General features: G+C 59.6%; 16 protein-coding genes. All 16 read right to left on the bottom strand.

Translation table 11 applies throughout. The features are described from left to right. Positions 1–178: 178 nt before the first annotated feature. The 16 genes from BN1121_RS17870 to BN1121_RS17795 all read right to left on the bottom strand — a co-directional run bounded on the left by BN1121_RS17870 (position 179) and on the right by BN1121_RS17795 (position 16,943). Complete coding sequence (locus BN1121_RS17870; protein WP_005349915.1) at positions 179–1,204, bottom strand: type II secretion system minor pseudopilin; 1,026 nt, start codon at positions 1,202–1,204, stop codon at positions 179–181. Further along, positions 1,204–1,806: a prepilin-type N-terminal cleavage/methylation domain-containing protein gene (locus tag BN1121_RS17865; RefSeq protein ID WP_005349923.1), complete on the bottom strand. Its 603-nt coding sequence runs from the start codon at positions 1,804–1,806 to the stop codon at positions 1,204–1,206. Before BN1121_RS17865 ends, BN1121_RS17870 begins: the two co-directional genes overlap by 1 nt. Then, positions 1,796–2,209, bottom strand: a complete 414-nt coding sequence (locus tag BN1121_RS17860) for a PulJ/GspJ family protein (protein ID WP_005349924.1) — start codon at positions 2,207–2,209, stop codon at positions 1,796–1,798. Before BN1121_RS17860 ends, BN1121_RS17865 begins: the two co-directional genes overlap by 11 nt. Beyond that, the gene (locus BN1121_RS17855) at positions 2,203–2,574 is read right to left on the bottom strand and encodes a prepilin-type N-terminal cleavage/methylation domain-containing protein (RefSeq protein WP_005349928.1); all 372 of its coding nucleotides are present in this window, start codon (positions 2,572–2,574) and stop codon (positions 2,203–2,205) included. The genes BN1121_RS17860 and BN1121_RS17855 overlap by 7 nt, the downstream gene beginning before the upstream one ends. Before the next feature lie 2 nt (positions 2,575–2,576). Continuing rightward, positions 2,577–3,011, bottom strand: a complete 435-nt coding sequence (gspG, locus tag BN1121_RS17850) for a type II secretion system major pseudopilin GspG (RefSeq protein WP_005302859.1) — start codon at positions 3,009–3,011, stop codon at positions 2,577–2,579. Positions 3,012–3,029: 18 nt separating this feature from the next. Continuing rightward, a complete protein-coding gene (locus BN1121_RS17845; protein WP_005349929.1) occupies positions 3,030–4,229 on the bottom strand; it encodes a type II secretion system F family protein in 1,200 nt (399 codons plus the stop codon). Further along, entirely contained in the window at positions 4,229–5,884 is a 1,656-nt protein-coding gene (locus BN1121_RS17840) for a GspE/PulE family protein (RefSeq protein WP_005349930.1), read from the bottom strand. The genes BN1121_RS17845 and BN1121_RS17840 overlap by 1 nt, the downstream gene beginning before the upstream one ends. Positions 5,885–5,892: 8 nt before the next feature. Continuing rightward, positions 5,893–6,687 (bottom strand): ABC transporter permease, encoded by a 795-nt coding sequence (locus BN1121_RS17835; protein WP_005349947.1) that lies wholly within the window; start codon positions 6,685–6,687, stop codon positions 5,893–5,895. After that, a complete protein-coding gene (gene rfbC, locus BN1121_RS17830; protein WP_005349949.1) occupies positions 6,687–7,235 on the bottom strand; it encodes a dTDP-4-dehydrorhamnose 3,5-epimerase in 549 nt (182 codons plus the stop codon). The genes BN1121_RS17835 and rfbC overlap by 1 nt, the downstream gene beginning before the upstream one ends. Before the next feature lie 65 nt (positions 7,236–7,300). Further along, positions 7,301–8,179 carry a glucose-1-phosphate thymidylyltransferase RfbA gene (rfbA, locus tag BN1121_RS17825; RefSeq protein WP_005349950.1) on the bottom strand — a complete coding sequence of 293 codons (879 nt, stop codon included), beginning with the start codon at positions 8,177–8,179 and terminating at the stop codon, positions 7,301–7,303. A gap of 110 nt (positions 8,180–8,289) precedes the next feature. Then, entirely contained in the window at positions 8,290–9,177 is an 888-nt protein-coding gene (gene rfbD / locus BN1121_RS17820; RefSeq protein WP_005349951.1) for a dTDP-4-dehydrorhamnose reductase, read from the bottom strand. Next, positions 9,177–10,262: a dTDP-glucose 4,6-dehydratase gene (gene rfbB / locus BN1121_RS17815; RefSeq protein WP_005349952.1), complete on the bottom strand. Its 1,086-nt coding sequence runs from the start codon at positions 10,260–10,262 to the stop codon at positions 9,177–9,179. Before rfbB ends, rfbD begins: the two co-directional genes overlap by 1 nt. 551 nt (positions 10,263–10,813) lie before the next feature. Continuing rightward, positions 10,814–13,690, bottom strand: coding sequence for an aminomethyl-transferring glycine dehydrogenase (gcvP, locus tag BN1121_RS17810; RefSeq protein ID WP_005349953.1), 2,877 nt, complete (start codon positions 13,688–13,690; stop codon positions 10,814–10,816). A gap of 165 nt (positions 13,691–13,855) precedes the next feature. Then, the gene (gene gcvH / locus BN1121_RS17805) at positions 13,856–14,245 is read right to left on the bottom strand and encodes a glycine cleavage system protein GcvH (protein ID WP_005349954.1); all 390 of its coding nucleotides are present in this window, start codon (positions 14,243–14,245) and stop codon (positions 13,856–13,858) included. 25 nt (positions 14,246–14,270) lie between these two features. Then, on the bottom strand, positions 14,271–15,368 hold the full coding sequence (gene gcvT, locus BN1121_RS17800; RefSeq protein ID WP_005349955.1) for a glycine cleavage system aminomethyltransferase GcvT: 1,098 nt from the start codon (positions 15,366–15,368) through the stop codon (positions 14,271–14,273). Positions 15,369–15,725: 357 nt separating this feature from the next. Beyond that, a complete protein-coding gene (locus BN1121_RS17795) occupies positions 15,726–16,943 on the bottom strand; it encodes an FAD-dependent 2-octaprenylphenol hydroxylase (RefSeq protein ID WP_043157264.1) in 1,218 nt (405 codons plus the stop codon). Positions 16,944–16,945 lie beyond the last annotated feature (2 nt).

Genomic DNA, 16,945 nt, shown 5'->3' with positions numbered 1-16,945 from the left:
CACCTGATAGCCGGGCGACAAGAAGGGCGAGTGTAGCGAAACCTGTTGCTGCAACGCTTTAGGACGGCGGCTGAGAGGGACTGAGTTGAGATCCCAGCAGTAATAGAGACACAGAGAGCGAGCGACGATGACCCGTGGTCGCCAGCCTGGATATCGCTGGGCAGTGACAGTGAGGCGATCAACCCGCCACTGGGGCTGGGAATAACGGTGCCACCACCAACGACTGAGGCGCTCCACAACTCTGCTCATGGTCAAAGGTAAAGGCATAATCTATTTCCCAAGGCGCCTGTGCTGAAGAGGGCGACAATGATATCCCAATCCATTTTTGCTGTCTGCACTGGTTGTCGCCGCCACTCCACACCATCAACCGGGTATAGATTGAGACAATACCAGGTACTTGCTCATCGACGATGGGCAGAATTTTACCCACTCTGGTGTTGGCATCGGCGAGAGATGAAAAAGGCTGCTGCTGGCGCTGCGACACCATCAGCGCAGCCGTCGCGCTGTCGATTCCATTTAATGACTCGAGTAACTCAAGGGGCATGGTGTTGAGATTGAGTAACTGACCACTTCGGGCGGTTAGCAAAGGCAACAATGCCGGTGCCCAAGACCACTGATTGGCCTCGAGCAGGTTGAAAAATTCCCCGGGGCCAACCATCAGGCGGTGACTTGGCTTGAGCAGGCCTCTCGCCAGATAGTCCGCGTCGTTGGCACCATTGAGTCGTCGCAAGTCATCCTGATCCGTGTAGTCAAGGAGCAGGTCGAGCACGCGATCGGCTTCGATGGGGGCAAGCCCTCTCCCTTTGAGCAGGGCGTGCCAACGGCCACGATCTGGGTCGAGCAGGCTAAGCAGCGCCCCTTCGTCCTGAATCGCGAAGCGACTCTTGCCGATCCCCTGATAGACACGGCTGTCGGCAGCGAGCGCCGGCACATTTCGCTCGGCCAGACGCAGATCTCCGGGCGAGGAAAGCGCATAACCCTGAGCGACTCTTGGGCGGGTAGCCACCAGATGCAGCAGGGTCGCTATGGTTGACTGCTGGTCCAGCCTGTCCTGCCAGCTTTGACGCAACACGATGGCTTGTCGTGTACGCTGCTCGGCGTATGCCGCGACAAAGGCCGCAACAAGACTCATGACCATGAGCAGACCAAGCACAGCGATCAGCACAAAGCCCCGCTCTTTTTTGTTGATGGGCCGATGCGACATCACAAGTCTCGATAGTCCATTCTGGGAAGACGTCTTCCTGTAAGAGAGACGTACCAACGTAAAGAAGGGCGAGAAGGCGGCGCCACTTCCAGTAGCACGGCAGAGGGTACTCGGCCATCGGGTACCAGAGAGGCCAGCTTCTCGGAGGGGGGCCAGAGAGTCTGCGGAGTGCCATCGTGATCGCGATAGAGAAACTGTGCCTTGGTACCCGCTGGCCACTGCGCCAAAGTCCAGGCAATGCCCGGCTGCTCATATTGCAGTGCGACCCGGCCATCGGGCATCTGATTGATTCGCCACGTCACAGGTTGTACCTGTCCATTACGGCTCACCAGAGCGGAGTGTGACATTCCACTCATGCTCGACGCATTCCCTTTAAACTGAGCGTCTGCATCCAACCTGGCCTCCATCGCCGCGACCGACTGAACAAACCAAGCGGAAGCCAACATGCGTGGCACGCCTTCATACTGCCGTCGCTGGACCTTCTCATAGGTCGACAGCGCAACGGACAGGCCTTGCATTAGCAGGGTCGAGATGACGGCCAGCAAAACCATCACCACGAGCAACTCGAGCAGGGTCATCCCCCGTTGGTAGCTAATTGACATCTTGGCTCTCAGCCACACCGGGCAGGCGGTGATAATTGACAACACGGGTCTTCAGGGGCGGTAGGCTCTGTTGCCCCTTGCGGACCTGTAACTCGACATCATAGAGCGAGAGCAAGAAGTTACTGCCCTGAACGCCGGCAACATCCTTTTCAATCGCAACCGCCTGCCAATGCACCAACAGATCGCCACTGACAAAATCACCCGAAGGTCTTGAGGCCAAGTCTTGAAACTTCAGGTATTCAAGTGCGCTGGTCAGCGCTGGCGTTGACTCGATATAGAACTCCGAGCGGTTGAGTTGCCTGAGGCTTCCCCCAATCCACCCAAACAGCGCCATCGATGCGCCGGCCAGTATGGTCAAGGCGACGATGGCCTCGAGCAACGAAAAACCTTGCTGCTTCACCATGCCCGCCCCTCCCATTGGCAATAGGGAGGAGTGAGCGCGATCCGACGCTTCACCTCGTCGTCTTGCAGCAGCTGCAATTGCCCGCCGAGGCAAACGCCATTGGGCAGATAGCGTACCGGTCGCTCCGTTTTGAGCTGCCAGCCAGCTGGTAGTGTCAATGGCAACGCCTGCAACACCATGGGTTGTCCGGTCAGTTGCACTTCCATTGGCAAACCATTGATGCGTTGCTGCAGTGTCTGCCACTCATTGCGATGACGCAGACGTTCGGCGAGATCGATAAAACGGGGACCAACCATCCCCGTTATCATGCCCACCAGCACCAGTACCACAAGCAGCTCAAGCAGGGTAAAACCCCGTTGCGGCATGCTTACTTCTCCAATATGCCGACTTCTGCATCCATACCGTCCCCCCCTTCCTTGCCATCGGCACCGAGGGAGTAGAGGGCGAAACCTTGCAGGTTGCTGACTGGGCTCTTGTAGACGTAGTCACGGCCCCAGGGATCTTTGGGCAGTTGATCTTCCAGATAGGGTCCCTGCCAGCTCGGCACATCGGCAGGAGCCTTCATCAGAGAGACGAGGCCCTGCTCTGTAGTGGGATAACTCCCCACATCCAGGCGATAGGTTTGCAAGGCCCCGCGCAGCATCTTGACCTGAGTCTCTGCCGTCTTGACTTTGGATTTATCCACGTTGGAGAAGAGGCGCGGGCCCACCAAACCGGCCAGCATGCCCAGAATAACCAGCACGACCAAGAGCTCGATCAGGGTAAAACCGCCTTGATGGCGGGAGAAACGTTGGGATTGCATGGAGAGTCCTCAGATTAACTAGACGGCCATCTCATTCACACTGGTGATGGCCAGGATGATGCCAAGAATAATGACGCCGATGATAGAGCCAATCAGCAGAATGGCAAGGGGCTCGATCAACGCAAGCACCTTCTTGATGCGGTTCTTGCTGTTCTCTTCATACATGGCGGCCAGCGAGGAGAACATCTCGGCAAGGCGGCCACTCTTCTCGCCGACCCGCACCAGATTGACCCCGGACCGAGCGATCAGCCGGGTCTCGGCGAGAGCCTCCGACAGGCTCTTGCCCGAGCGCACCAGGCGGATCACCTCCCCCATCCCACGCTGGCGAAACGGGATACGAAAAGAGCCGCGCGATAACTCGAGTGCCTGCAGTAACTCGACCCGGGATCCCAGCATGGCCGCCAGGGTATAAGACCAGCTTGCGACATCGCTTTGGTAGAGCCATTCCCCCACCACGGGCAGGCGTGACACGCCGTTGAGCAGACGCTGGCGCACATCGCGCGAGCGCAGCGCCAGGGCAAGACCTGCCACACAGAGAGTGAGTGCGATGAGCAATAGATCCCAGTTGGCGTTAAACCACTCCCCCGTCGAGAGCACCATGTCGGCCAACCAGGGCAGCGTCACCTTACCGTGGCCCAACATGCCGGTGAATTTCGGCACCACCACGGCAAACATCAACACGACCGCCGACAGGCCTGCCAGCACCAGCACGATGGGATAGGTCAGGGCATTACGCAGTTCATTGCCGGTGCGTTGGTCAAACTGCATTTTCTCCAAGGCTCGGCTCAGCGCCTCACCCAACTCGCCGGTAGCTTCACCCGCCCTCACCAGATGAAACAGGTAGTCGGGCAGCGGTAGCTTGCTCTGGGCAAGGGCGGCGGAAAAACTCTCCCCCTGCTGCAAAGCCCTGCCCATGGTGCGAAATGCCTGCTCAATTTGAGGATGGTGTCCCCCCTCAATCAGCGCATCGATCCCCTCGGAGAGGGTCACCCCTGAGGTGATCAGGGTGGTCAACTCATGCAGAGCCTGCAGCAACTGAGCACGCGTCAGGCGAGGGGTAAACCAGGGCGCGCGCGCCACGGCCGCCTGCTCGCTGAGCTCAATGACGATGACCCCCTTGTCACTGAGCTGGCGCAGTGCCGCATGACGATGGACTGCGTCCAGCTCTCCCTTCAGGCTGTTGCCCTGCGCGTCTACGCCTTCATATCGGAAAATCATCAGTCGTGTTCCACATAGGCGACCCGCATCACCTCTTCAATGCTGGTTAATCCCCTGCTGGCCTTGATCAGACCATCTTCAAACAGTGTCCGCTGGCCTTGTTGCCGGATCAGCGACTTGATCTCCTGCAAGGGGGCCTGCCGGTTGACCAGCTGTTGCAACTCACCGTCCAGGGCAACGAGCTCATAGATCCCCAACCGCCCGCGATAGCCGGTGTGATGACAGTGCGGGCATCCCACCGCCTTCTTCCAATTGGCGGCAGCAAACGCCGGTTGGCTGCTTGACCACCCCTGTGGCAAGAGCGGATGGTCGTCCTCGACGGCACACTGCTCACAGAGGCGACGGACCAGCCGCTGTGCCTGAACACCACGCACCGACGCCGCCACCAGGAAGGGCTCAAGCCCCATGTCAACCAATCGGGTAAAGGCAGAAGCGGCATCGTTGGTGTGCAAGGTAGAGAGCACCAAGTGACCCGTCAGGGCTGACTGGATGGCAATCTGCGCCGTATCCAGGTCCCGGATCTCACCGATCATGATGGTGTCGGGGTCTTGACGTAAGATGGCACGCAGTGCACGGGAAAAGGTGTAACCAATCTCGTTGTGCGCCTGGATCTGGGTCACACCCGAGACTTGATACTCAACAGGGTCTTCTACCGTGATGATCTTGTTGCTGCCATCGCGCATGGCTTCGAGCGCGGCATAGAGCGTGGTGGATTTACCGGAGCCCGTCGGGCCTGTGACCAACACGATCCCGTTGGGACACGCCAACCAGCTGTGCAGCAAACTGAGATGGTCAGGCTCAAACCCGAGTTTTTCCAGCGACAGCGTTCCCCTGTTCTTGGGCAGCAGACGCATCACGATCGACTCACCATGAACACCCGGTGCCGTCGAAACACGGATATCCATATCCTGGCCACTCAGGCGCAAGGTGATACGGCCATCCTGTGGCAAGCGCTTCTCGGCAATATCCAATCCGGCAATCAGCTTGATCCGTGACCCTATCGCCGGGTAACGCTCGGCCGGTTGCACCATATGAGTATGAAGCACACCGTCGACCCGCATGCGTACCGTGAAGCGCAGCTCTTCGGGCTCAACGTGAATATCGGATGCACCGCTGTCGACAGCCTGTGCCAGCAGGTTATTGACCAGCTCCACGACCGGCGCCTCTTCGATCAACGCCTGCAACGAATGCTCGCTGTTACTGAACAGGTCGGTGACGGCACTCTCACGCCTGACTTGGTCCACCAGGGTGTCGATGTCCTGGGTTCGAGCCAGCCAGTACTGCACCGGGCGCCCCGCAAACAGATAGGCGATGAGATCCTGCAGCTGCGTCTCTAACGGGTCTTTTGCAACCAGCTGCAGCTGACCGTCCACCTCCCACAACAGGGCATCGTTATCGAGCCACCACTCCAGCCTGACTGGCAGAGGCAGCAGGCATTGATAGATATCCAAGGGGGCCGGCATGTGGGCAGGCTCGACACAGGGATAGCCCAACTGCTCTGACAGCGATCGCAATACCGCATCTTCAGAGACAGCACCCATCCTGACCAGGATGGAGCCCAGGCGTCCACCGGCCTGACGTTGTACTTCCAGGGCTCGCTCTAAGTCTTCGCGCCCGATCGCCCCTTTGGCGATCAGTCTCTCACCAATCTTCATGACACGTCCTACAAAACATCGGCAAATCCGGCCTTGGTTTTATTAAACCAGCGGTATCCAAGCCACATCACAGAGAAAGAGACGACCGCATGCACAGCCAGCAAGCGCCAATCGGGCTGTCGATGCAAGATCAGTACATCCCGTAGCGAGTCCATGATGATGGTCAGTGGGTTAAAGAGGAGAAATGAGCGAATCACCTCTGGTGCTGTTTCCAGGGAGAAAAACGCGGTACTGGTAAAGAGCAGCAGCGTCAGGAAACTCCCCATAAACTGGCCAATATCACGAAAATAGACGGCCAGAGAGGCAACAAACCATCCTAACCCCAATAACAGTGCAAACAGTGGCAGCAGTACTAACGGCAATAAAAAGAACGTCCAGGATAGGCCGTTGCCCATGAGTAATGCCAACAGACACAGCAAAACGAGGCTGAGAAATACCTGAAAGAGAGAGGAGAGAACGGTGATCCACACCAGGGTGTCTAACGGGAAGACGACCTTTTTTACATAGTTTCGGTTGGAAGACAGTAAATCCGGGGACCTGGATAGGACCTCAGCCATCCACCCGTGGACAATCAATCCGCAGAACAACATCAGACCATAGTTAGCCTGCGTATCGCCAACGCCCCACTTCGATTTGAGGATCAGGGTAAAGAAGAACGTATAGAGTCCAAGCATTAACAAGGGATTGAGTAATGCCCACACCATGCCTAACAGTGTTCCCTTATAGCGGGCACTAATGTCTCTGATCACCAAATCACGGATAAGCGACTTGTGTTCAAGAGCGGACCCGAAGAGCGCAATCATTAACAGAGCTCCGCGTCATTGAACGCAGCAGCAAGCGCATCTTTGGGCGACAGGGTTGGAGACGTCGCGATCTCGGGCCAGGCAATGGCCAAGGTGGCATCGTTCCACAAGATGCTGCGTTCAGCGGTGGGCTGATAGTAATCGGTGGTCTTGTAGAGAAACTCGGCGTGTTCACTCAGAGTGAGAAAACCATGGGCAAACCCTCCCGGGATCCACAACTGTCGCTTGTTTTGTGCGCTGAGGTTCACGCCCACCCATTGCCCAAAGGTTGGCGAGTCTTTTCGGATATCCACCGCGACATCAAACACTTCACCGGCGACACAACGCACCAATTTCCCTTGTGCATGCGGGGCCAGCTGATAATGGAGCCCACGCAGCACGCCCTGACTCGAGCGTGAGTGGTTATCCTGGACAAACTCCACCGCACGCCCGACCGCCTCTTCAAAGACTCTTTGATTGAAACTTTCGAAGAAGAAACCTCTGTCATCACCAAATACACGCGGCTCAAAGATGAGCACGTCAGGAATAGAGGTCTTAATTACATTCATTGGATTACCCACACGTTATGATGCTAGAGAGACATGAACCAAAGCCTGCGTATCTATTGAATGCGTCAGGCTCTGGCGATGAGCTTTAGCAGATACTGGCCATAGGCATTCTTCGCAAGTGGCGCCGCCAGGCTTTTCACTTGCTCTGCGTCAATGAACTTCTTGCGATAGGCAATCTCTTCCGGACACGCGACTTTCAATCCCTGACGAGTCTCAATGGTCTGAATAAAGTTGCTCGCTTCAATCAGGCTCTCATGGGTACCAGTATCGAGCCAGGCATAACCGCGGCCCATCATCGCCACCGACAGATTGCCTTGCTCCAGGTAGATACGGTTCACATCGGTGATCTCCAATTCACCGCGCGCCGAAGGCTTCAGGCCTTTGGCGATCTCCACCACACTGTTGTCGTAGAAATAGAGGCCGGTAACGGCGTAATTGCTCTTGGGCTCTAGGGGCTTTTCTTCCAAGGAGATAGCTGTTCCCTGTTTATCAAATTCCACTACCCCGTAACGCTCAGGGTCATGTACGTGATAAGCAAAGACGGTGGCACCGCTCTCTTTGGCTGCTGCCGCCTCAAGCTGTTTCTGCAAGTCATGGCCATAGAAGATGTTATCACCCAACACGAGAGCACAGGGGTCGGTACCGATGAACTCCTCTCCCAGAATAAAGGCTTGAGCCAACCCGTCCGGGCTCGGCTGCACCCTGTATTGCAGGTTCAGGCCCCATTGGCTGCCATCACCCAGCAACTGTTCGAATCTGGGAGTATCTTGCGGTGTGCTGATGATGAGGATGTCACGAATGCCGGCCAGCATCAGGGTGCTCAGCGGATAGTAGATCATCGGCTTGTCGTAAATAGGCAGCAGCTGCTTGCTCACGGCCATGGTGACAGGATAGAGACGGGTGCCGGAGCCTCCGGCCAGAATAATGCCTTTACGTTGGGTCATGGTGCTCAATTTCTTCTATTTAATTGCGAGATAAGGGGGCCTGCTGCCACCCCGTCACTTTTATCCCTATCAGTCAGCTGTACATTCACTGAGTGCGGCGACATTGATCCCTATGTGGCGAGGATCTCGGTCAACATCCGCTCCACACCCACACTCCAATCTGGCAGCACCAGATCAAAGGTTTGCTGGAACTTGGTCGTATCCAGTCGCGAGTTGTGAGGACGCTTGGCGGGGGTGGGGAAGGCGCTGGTCGGTACCGCATTGACACGTGTGACTGCAAGCTCAACCCCTACCTCTTTGGCCTTGCTAAACACCAGCTGTGCATAGTCAAACCAGGTGGTGGTACCCGAGGCAATCAGATGATAGAGCCCGGCGACCTGCGGCCTCGCTTGCGCAACACGGATCGCGTGAGCCGTGCAATCGGCCAGCAGTTCGGCACCGGTCGGTGCGCCGAATTGATCATTGATGACCGACATCTCGCTGCGCTCTTTACCAAAACGCAGCATGGTCTTGGCGAAGTTAGCGCCACGGGCGGCATAGACCCAGCTGGTGCGGAAGATAAGATGACGGGAGCAGAGTGCTGCCGCCTGTTCTCCTGCCAGCTTGGTCTCACCATAGACGTTGAGAGGAGCCGTCGCATCGGTTTCAACCCAGGGACGTTCGCCACTGCCATCGAATACATAATCGGTGGAGTAGTGTACCAGCCAGGCGCCCAGCACTTGGGCTTCTCTGGCAATCGCCGCCACGCTGGTGGCATTGAGCAGCTCGGCAAACTCACGCTCGCTCTCGGCCTTGTCGACCGCCGTATGCGCCGCCGCGTTCACGATCACATCCGGTTTGACTAGCCGTACCGTTTCGGCCACCCCCGCCGGGTTACTAAAGTCGCCGCAATAGTCGGTGGAGTCGAAGTCGACGGCGGTGATACGGCCCAATGGGGCGAGCGAGCGCTGCAACTCCCAACCCACCTGACCGTTTTTGCCAAACAGCAGGATATGCATCAGCTACGCTCCCCATAGTTCTGCTCGATCCAGGATTGATAGGCACCGCTCTTGACGTTGCCCACCCACTGCTGGTTATCCAGATACCACTGCACCGTCTTGCGGATCCCGGATTCGAAGGTTTCTTGCGGCTGCCAATCGAGCTCGGCGCTCATCTTGCTGGCGTCAATGGCATAGCGGCGGTCGTGGCCAGGGCGATCGGCGACATAGGTGATCTGTTCCCGATAGGAGCAGGCTTTAGGCACCATCTCGTCAAGCAGATCGCAGATGGTATGCACCACCTCCAGATTTTGCTTCTCATTGTGCCCACCGATGTTGTAGGTCTCCCCTACCACGCCCGTGGTGACCACCTTGTAGAGCGCCCGAGCGTGATCTTCCACATAGAGCCAATCCCGGATCTGATCGCCCTTGCCATACACAGGCAGCGGCTTGCCATCCAGGGCGTTGAGGACAACTAACGGGATCAGCTTCTCGGGAAAGTGATAGGGGCCATAGTTGTTGGAGCAGTTCGTGACCAGGGTTGGCAGGCCATAGGTTCGGCGCCAGGCGCGCACCAGATGATCGCTCGACGCCTTGGAAGCGGAATAGGGGCTGCTCGGTGCATAGGGAGTCGTCTCGGTAAAGAGCGGCAGCGGGTCGTCGCCGCTGACCTCATCCGGATGGGGCAAGTCCCCGTACACCTCGTCGGTGGAGATGTGATGGAAGCGGAAGGCCGCCTTGCGTACCTCGTCCAGACCATTCCAATAGGCACGTGCCGCCTCAAGCAGCATATAGGTGCCGACGATATTGGTCTCGATAAACGCCGCCGGCCCAGTGATAGAGCGATCAACGTGGCTCTCGGCCGCCAGATGCATCACAGCATCGGGCTGATGCTGTGCAAACACCCGATCCAGTTCGGCGCGATCGCAGATATCCACCTGCTCGAAGGCATAGCGATCGCTGGTAGATACATCAACGAGTGACTCGAGGTTACCCGCGTAGGTGAGTTTGTCGAGATTAACCACCGCGTCTTGTGTGTGACCAACGATATGACGAACCACGGCAGAGCCGATAAAACCGGCACCGCCGGTGACTAGGATTTTCATGGGGTAACTCAACCACGTCAGGAAGGATGAAATGTTAAGCTCTCGGCTCTGCCTGATGGCAGGCGATGGCCCGCTATGGGCGACCTGCTCGTTGATCAAAGACGCTTGGGTATGACGCTGTGCCGCTCAGGCGACCGATCACCAAACAGAACAAAAAAAAGACAAACATTGATAAGAAGACAAGGCTACCGCACGTGGGTTACAGCTCCCAACCTGCTGCCTTTTACCAGTGTTTTACTCTGTACGTTATCGAGACTGCTCATTTATTGCTCCCGATAAGTGCCACTCCACACCAAGGAATGCGAGCCTTGGCAGAGCTCAAAAACTGCGAGACTTTACCATTAACGGGCTGGTGATACTACCTTTGGGCAGGCGACGAAGGGGCCATTCGCATGCGGGCCACATCTTATGCATGGTGCGATTTATCGGGATGCAAGACTCGCCAGGAGGCGGGTTCTCTCTCGATGCTGAACAATAACGAGAGGGAGGCCCATGGCCTCCCTCTGTGCATAGTGGGCACTCAGGCCCGATAGGTTAACCGACCTGCACGCTTACCCCTTGTACTCTTCCAGGGGCACACAGGCGCAAAACAGGTTGCGATCCCCATACACATCGTCGATGCGATTGACGCTCGGCCACAGCTTGGCGGCACGCACGGCGGCAGAGGGGAAGACCGCCTCGGCGCGGGTGTAGGCACGGTGCCACTGCTCATCCATCACGTCGTCCTGGGTGTGCGGGGCATTGACCAGGGGGTTGTCCTCCAGGGTCCAGCTCCCCGCCTCCACCTTGGCAATCTCGGCGCGGATCGCCGTCATCGCCTCGACGAAGCGATCCAGCTCGCGCTTGGACTCCGACTCGGTCGGCTCGACCATCAGGGTACCCGCCACCGGGAAACTCATGGTCGGTGCGTGGAAGCCGTAGTCCATCAGGCGCTTGGCCACGTCCATCTCGCTGACGCCGCACGCTTCTTTGAGCGGGCGGATATCCAAGATGCACTCGTGCGCCACCCGGCCGTTACGACCAGCATAGAGCACAGGGAAGGCATCGCCGAGCTTCTTGGCCAGGTAGTTGGCGTTGAGAATCGCCACCTGAGTGGATTTCTTGAGCCCCTCGTCGCCCAGCATGGCGATGTACATCCAGCTGATGGGCAGTATGCTGGCCGAGCCAAACGGCGCAGCCGAAACGGCCCCGTTATCGCGACTGGACTTGTCGGTTTTGATGACACTGTGGCCAGCCACAAACGGTGCCAGGTGCTGCTTGACACCGATGGGCCCCATGCCGGGGCCACCACCACCGTGGGGGATGGCGAAGGTCTTGTGCAGGTTGAGGTGCGACACATCGGCGCCGATAAAGCCCGGGGCGGTGAGGCCCACCTGCGCGTTCATGTTGGCGCCGTCCAGATACACCTGACCACCGTACTGGTGCACGATGTCGCACACCTCCTTGATGGTCTCCTCGTACACCCCGTGGGTCGAGGGATAGGTCACCATCAGGCAGGAGAGGCGATCCCCTACTTCGGCGGCCTTGGCGCGCAGGTCGGCCAGATCGACGTTGCCCGACTTGTCACAGGCGGTGACGATCACCTTGAGACCCGCCATCTGTGCCGAGGCCGGGTTGGTACCGTGGGCCGAGGCCGGGATGAGGCACACATCGCGATGCCCTTCGCCGCGGGACTCGTGGTATTTCTTGATGGCAAGCAGACCCGCGTACTCCCCCTGGGCACCCGAGTTGGGCTGCATGCAGACCGCGTCGTAGCCGGTCACCTTCACCAGCCAATCCTCAAGATCTGCCAGCAGCAGCTGGTACCCCTTGGCCTGCTCGAGCGGGGCAAACGGGTGCAACTTGCCAAACTCGGGCCAGGTCACCGGAATCATCTCAGCGGTGGCGTTGAGCTTCATGGTGCAGGATCCCAAGGAGATCATGGCGTAGTTGAGCGCCAGATCCTTGGCCTCGAGGCGGTGGATGTAACGCAGCATCTCGGTTTCCGAGTGGTAGCGGTTGAACACCTCGTGGGTCAGCACGGCATCGCTGCGCAGCAGATCCTGCGGGATGGCGTGATGGACCTGAGCCGCCTTGTCGAGGGCCTCGATGTCCAGGCCATGGCCTGCCCCCAGGAACAGGGTCAGCAGCTCGGCCACGTCACTGCGGGTGGTGGTCTCACCGAGAGAGACGCCCACGGCGCCATCGAGGTCGCGGCGCAGGTTGATGCCAAGCCCTTCGGCACGAGCCAGCAGAGCAGCCTTGTCGGCGGTCTTGACGGTGAGGGTGTCAAACCAGGTGTCGTGGGCAAGCGCCACGCCCTTGGTCTTGAGCCCCAGGGCCAGGATGGTGGTCAGGCGATGGACGCGGGAGGCGATTGTTTTGAGCCCCACCGGACCGTGGTAGACGGCGTAGAAGCTCGCCATGTTGGCCAGCAGCACCTGAGCGGTACAGATGTTGGAGTTGGCCTTCTCGCGGCGGATGTGCTGCTCGCGGGTCTGCATGGCCATGCGCAGCGCCGTCTTGCCACGGGCATCCTTGGAGACGCCGATGATACGACCCGGCATGGAGCGTTTGTGGGCGTCGCGGGTGGCAAAAAACGCGGCGTGCGGGCCGCCGTAGCCCATGGGCACACCGAAGCGCTGGGCCGAGCCGAGCACCACATCGGCCCCCAACTCACCGGGAGACTTGAGCAGCAGGAGCGACAGGATGTCGGCACTGACGCAGGCCAGCCCTTTCTGGGCTTGCACGGCGGCGATAAGCGCACGCAGATCGCGCACCTGACCGGTGCTGCCCGGGTACTGGAGCAGGGCACCAAACACCTCTTCGGCGCAGGCCTGCTCGGCCGGCCCCACCACCACGTCGAAACCGAAGTGAACCGCGCGCTCGCGCACCACGTCGATCACCTGCGGGTGCACGTCATCAGCGACGAAGAAGAGGTTGGATTTGGATTTGGCGGTGCGTTTGGCCAGCGCCATGGCTTCAGCCGCGGCGGTGGCTTCGTCCAGCAGGGAGGCGCTCGCCAGGTCCATGCCGGTCAGATCCAGGGTCATCTGCTGGAAGTTGAGCAGTGCCTCGAGACGGCCCTGAGCCAGCTCCGGCTGATAGGGGGTGTAGGCGGTGTACCAGCCCGGGTTCTCCAGCACGTTGCGCAAGATGACGTGGGGCACGTGGGTGTCGTGGTAACCCATGCCGATGTAGCTCTTGGCGATGGTGTTCTGGGCGGCGTAGCCCTTGAGCTTGGCCAGGGCCTCGACCTCGGTCATGGAGGCCCCGATACCGAGCGGGCCGGGGCGGCGGATGGCCGCCGGCACGGTCTGATCGATGAGATCGTCCAGGCTCTCGGCGCCGACCACGGCCAACAGGGCGCGCAGCTCCTCCTCACCCGGGCCGACGTGGCGGCGGATAAAGTCACTCTTCTGCTCGAGTTCAAACAGCGATTGGGTCATGTCCCTTCTCTTCCTTGTCATTTCTACCCACGCGCGGCCGCAGCCGGGCAGGCATTCGCTCATGTTCTAGGTGCCGCAAGACACAGGCGGCGTGCGCCGCAATGATGCGGGGCGGCTATGCCGCCTTGATGCAAAAAGGCCCCGCACTGGCAGGGCCTCCGTTCATCAGGCTTCGTCCACCACGCCCTGGTAGCCGTCGGCATCCAGCAGGTTGGCCAGCTCGCCGGCGTCGTCCAGCTTGATGCGGAACAGCCAGCCGGCGCCGTAGGGATCGGAGTTGACCAGCTCAGGGCTACCTTCCAGCTCCTCGTTGATGGCAACTATCTCACCGCTCACCGGGGAGTAGATGTCGGAGGCGGCCTTGACCGACTCGGCCACGGCGCAGTCGTCACCGGCGCTCACCTGTTTGCCCACCTCGGGCAAGTCGACGAACACCATGTCACCCAAGAGCTCCTGGGCGTGCTCTGTGATGCCCACCACGGCCTCACCGTTGGCTTCGACACGGATCCACTCGTGGGAGGTGGCATATTTAAGTTCGCTCGGGATATGGCTCATTTTCAGCTTCCTTTATTCTCTTGAGTCAGACGATCTTCTGGCCGTTGCGGACAAAAGCGGGTTTGGTGACGGCAACGGTCACCAGTTTCTTGCGGATCTCGACCTGGGCGGTGGCACCGATGTCGCGGGGTACGCGGGCCAGGGCGATGGAGAGGCCCAGGGTCGGGGAGAAGGTGCCGGAGGTGATGACGCCTTCGCGCGCCTCACCGGCTTCGGTGGTGAAGGTGACCGGCATGCCGGCACGCAGTACCCCCTTCTCTTCCATCACCAGCCCCACCAGCTTGGGCAGATTGGCGGCAGCCTTTTGGGCTTCCAGGGCGGCGCGACCGATGAAGGTACGATCGCTCGGCTCCCAGGCGATGGTCCAGGCCATGTTGGCGGCGAGCGGAGAGACCGACTCGTCCATGTCCTGGCCATAGAGATTCATGCCCGCTTCCAGACGCAGGGTATCGCGGGCACCCAGGCCGCACGGGGCGACGCCCGCATCCAGCAGCGCCTGCCACAGCTCGCAGGCCTTCTGCTCGGGCACCACGATTTCATACCCCTCTTCGCCGGTGTAGCCGGTGGTGGCGATGAAGAGATCGCCGGCCTGCACGCCGAAGAAGGGCTTCATGCCCACCACGGCGGTGCGCTGGGCGGCGCTCAGCACTGTGGCCACCTTGAGCTTGGCCTTGGGCCCCTGCACCGCGATCATGGCAAGCTCGGGGCGCTCGGTGACGGCGACGCCAAAGTCGGCGGCGTGGTGAGTGATCCAGGCCAGATCCTTCTCGCGGGTGGCCGAGTTCACCACCAGGCGATAGAAGGTGTCACCGAGGAAGTAGACGATGAGATCGTCGATGACGCCGCCATCGGCGGTCAACATGCCGGTATAGAGGGCCTTGCCAGGCTGGGTCAGCTTGGCCACGTCGTTGGCCAGCAGGTGCTGCAGGAAGGGTTTGACCCGCTCGCCGTGCAAATCGACGATGGTCATGTGGGAGACGTCGAACATGCCGGCGTCGCCGCGCACCGCGTGGTGCTCTTCAATCTGGGAGCCGTAGTTGATGGGCATCTCCCAACCGTGGAAGTCGACCATCTTGGCGCCGGCTTCCAGATGCTTGGGATGCAGAACGGTTTTCTGGGTCATCTCACTTTTCCTTGCTCTCTGCCCACAGAAGGCCTGCAGGCGGGATGGCCTCTCGACATCGCGAGTCGGGCCGGGTCCTTGAATGGTGCGGATTATAAGTCATGGCAAGATCCGGTAGAACCGCTCCTAACTAGAAAAAAACTAATCCAACCGAAATCATGACGCACCAGCTACGGATACAAACAGAGTGAGAAAACCAGATTTACCCGGCAGTGCGCAACATAAAACACCAGATTTCACTGTTCTGTCACATTTTACATAAAAACGTTTGCGCCACATGCCAAACAAAAGGCTATCGGTGCAGTGGCATCGATAGCCTCATTACATTAGTTAAATTTAGTGAAAACAGGCTTTTTATTAGTTTTTTTCATCTCTGTAGCGTGGCGGCAAGGCATCGAGCCCCATGGCCGCGAGGATGAATCGCTCCTTGATGGGCGCCGCAAGATCGGTCATCACCAGGCCCATGCCGCGCACCAGTTTCTTCAACGGGTGGCGCCCAGCAAACAGACGCTTGAGCCCCTCCATGGCCGCCAGCATGCGCGCCGCCTCGGCCTTGCGTGCCCGCTCGAAGGGGCGCAGGCTCTCGAGCCTGCCGATGTCGCCACCGGCACCATGCACCGCCAGGATCTGCTCGGCCAGGGCAGCCACATCCAGCAGCCCCAGGTTCACCCCCTGGCCCGCCAGCGGGTGTATGGTGTGGGCCGCGTCCCCCACCAGGGCCAGCCGCTCGCGGGCAAAGTCACGGGCAAAGCGGGCGGTGAGCGGTATGGCGCAGCGCGCGCCCTGCAGCTGACACAGGCCGAGGTGGCCGTCGAAGGCGACCGTGAGACGACGGTTGAAGGCCTCTTCATCACACTGGATTAATCCTTCAGCCCGCTCCGGGGGCAAGGACCAGACGATGGAGCAGGTGTGTGCATCCCAGAGCGGCAGAAAGGCGAGTGGCCCGTCCGGGGTGAAGATCTGGCGCGCGACACCGCCGTGGGGCTCTTGCGTGCGCACCGTCGCCACCAGGGCGTGGTGGCCGTAGTCCCAGCTGGTGAGCGGAATATCGGCCTGGCGGCGCAGCCAGGAGTGGGCGCCATCGGCGGCCACCACCAACTTGGCACCGAGGGCGCGGCCATCGTCGAGCAGCAGCACGGCGCCGCTCTCCCCCACCTGCAGCGACTGAGCGCGCGCCGGAGTGATCAGGGTCACCCCAGCCTCGCCCTCCAGCGCCTCGAGCAGGGCCAACTGGATCACGCGGTTTTCGACGATATGACCCAGGGCCGGCTGGCGCAGGGGCGCCGCATCAAACTCGATGCGACCAAAGCTGTCTTGCTCCCACACCTCCATACGGGTGTAGGGCTGAAACCGGCGCGCCTCCATGCCTGACCAGGCGCCAACCCGGCGCAGCAGCTGCTGGCTGGCCAGGCTCAAGGCGCTGACCCGGTTGTCGGCCACCGGCCCCAGAGCTGGATCGGGCAGCTGCCCCTCTATGATGGCGATGCGCAGGCCACTCCCTCTGAGGGAGCCCGCCAGTGCGAGCCCGACCATGCCGCCGCCATTGATGATGAGATCGAAAGTTTGCATAGGGATTC

This window comes from Aeromonas diversa CDC 2478-85 (genome assembly GCF_000819805.1).
In the GTDB taxonomy this organism is placed as follows: domain Bacteria; phylum Pseudomonadota; class Gammaproteobacteria; order Enterobacterales; family Aeromonadaceae; genus Aeromonas; species Aeromonas diversa.
Note: the sequence above shows the minus strand (reverse complement) of the source record. Positions and strands in the feature narration are given on the sequence as shown.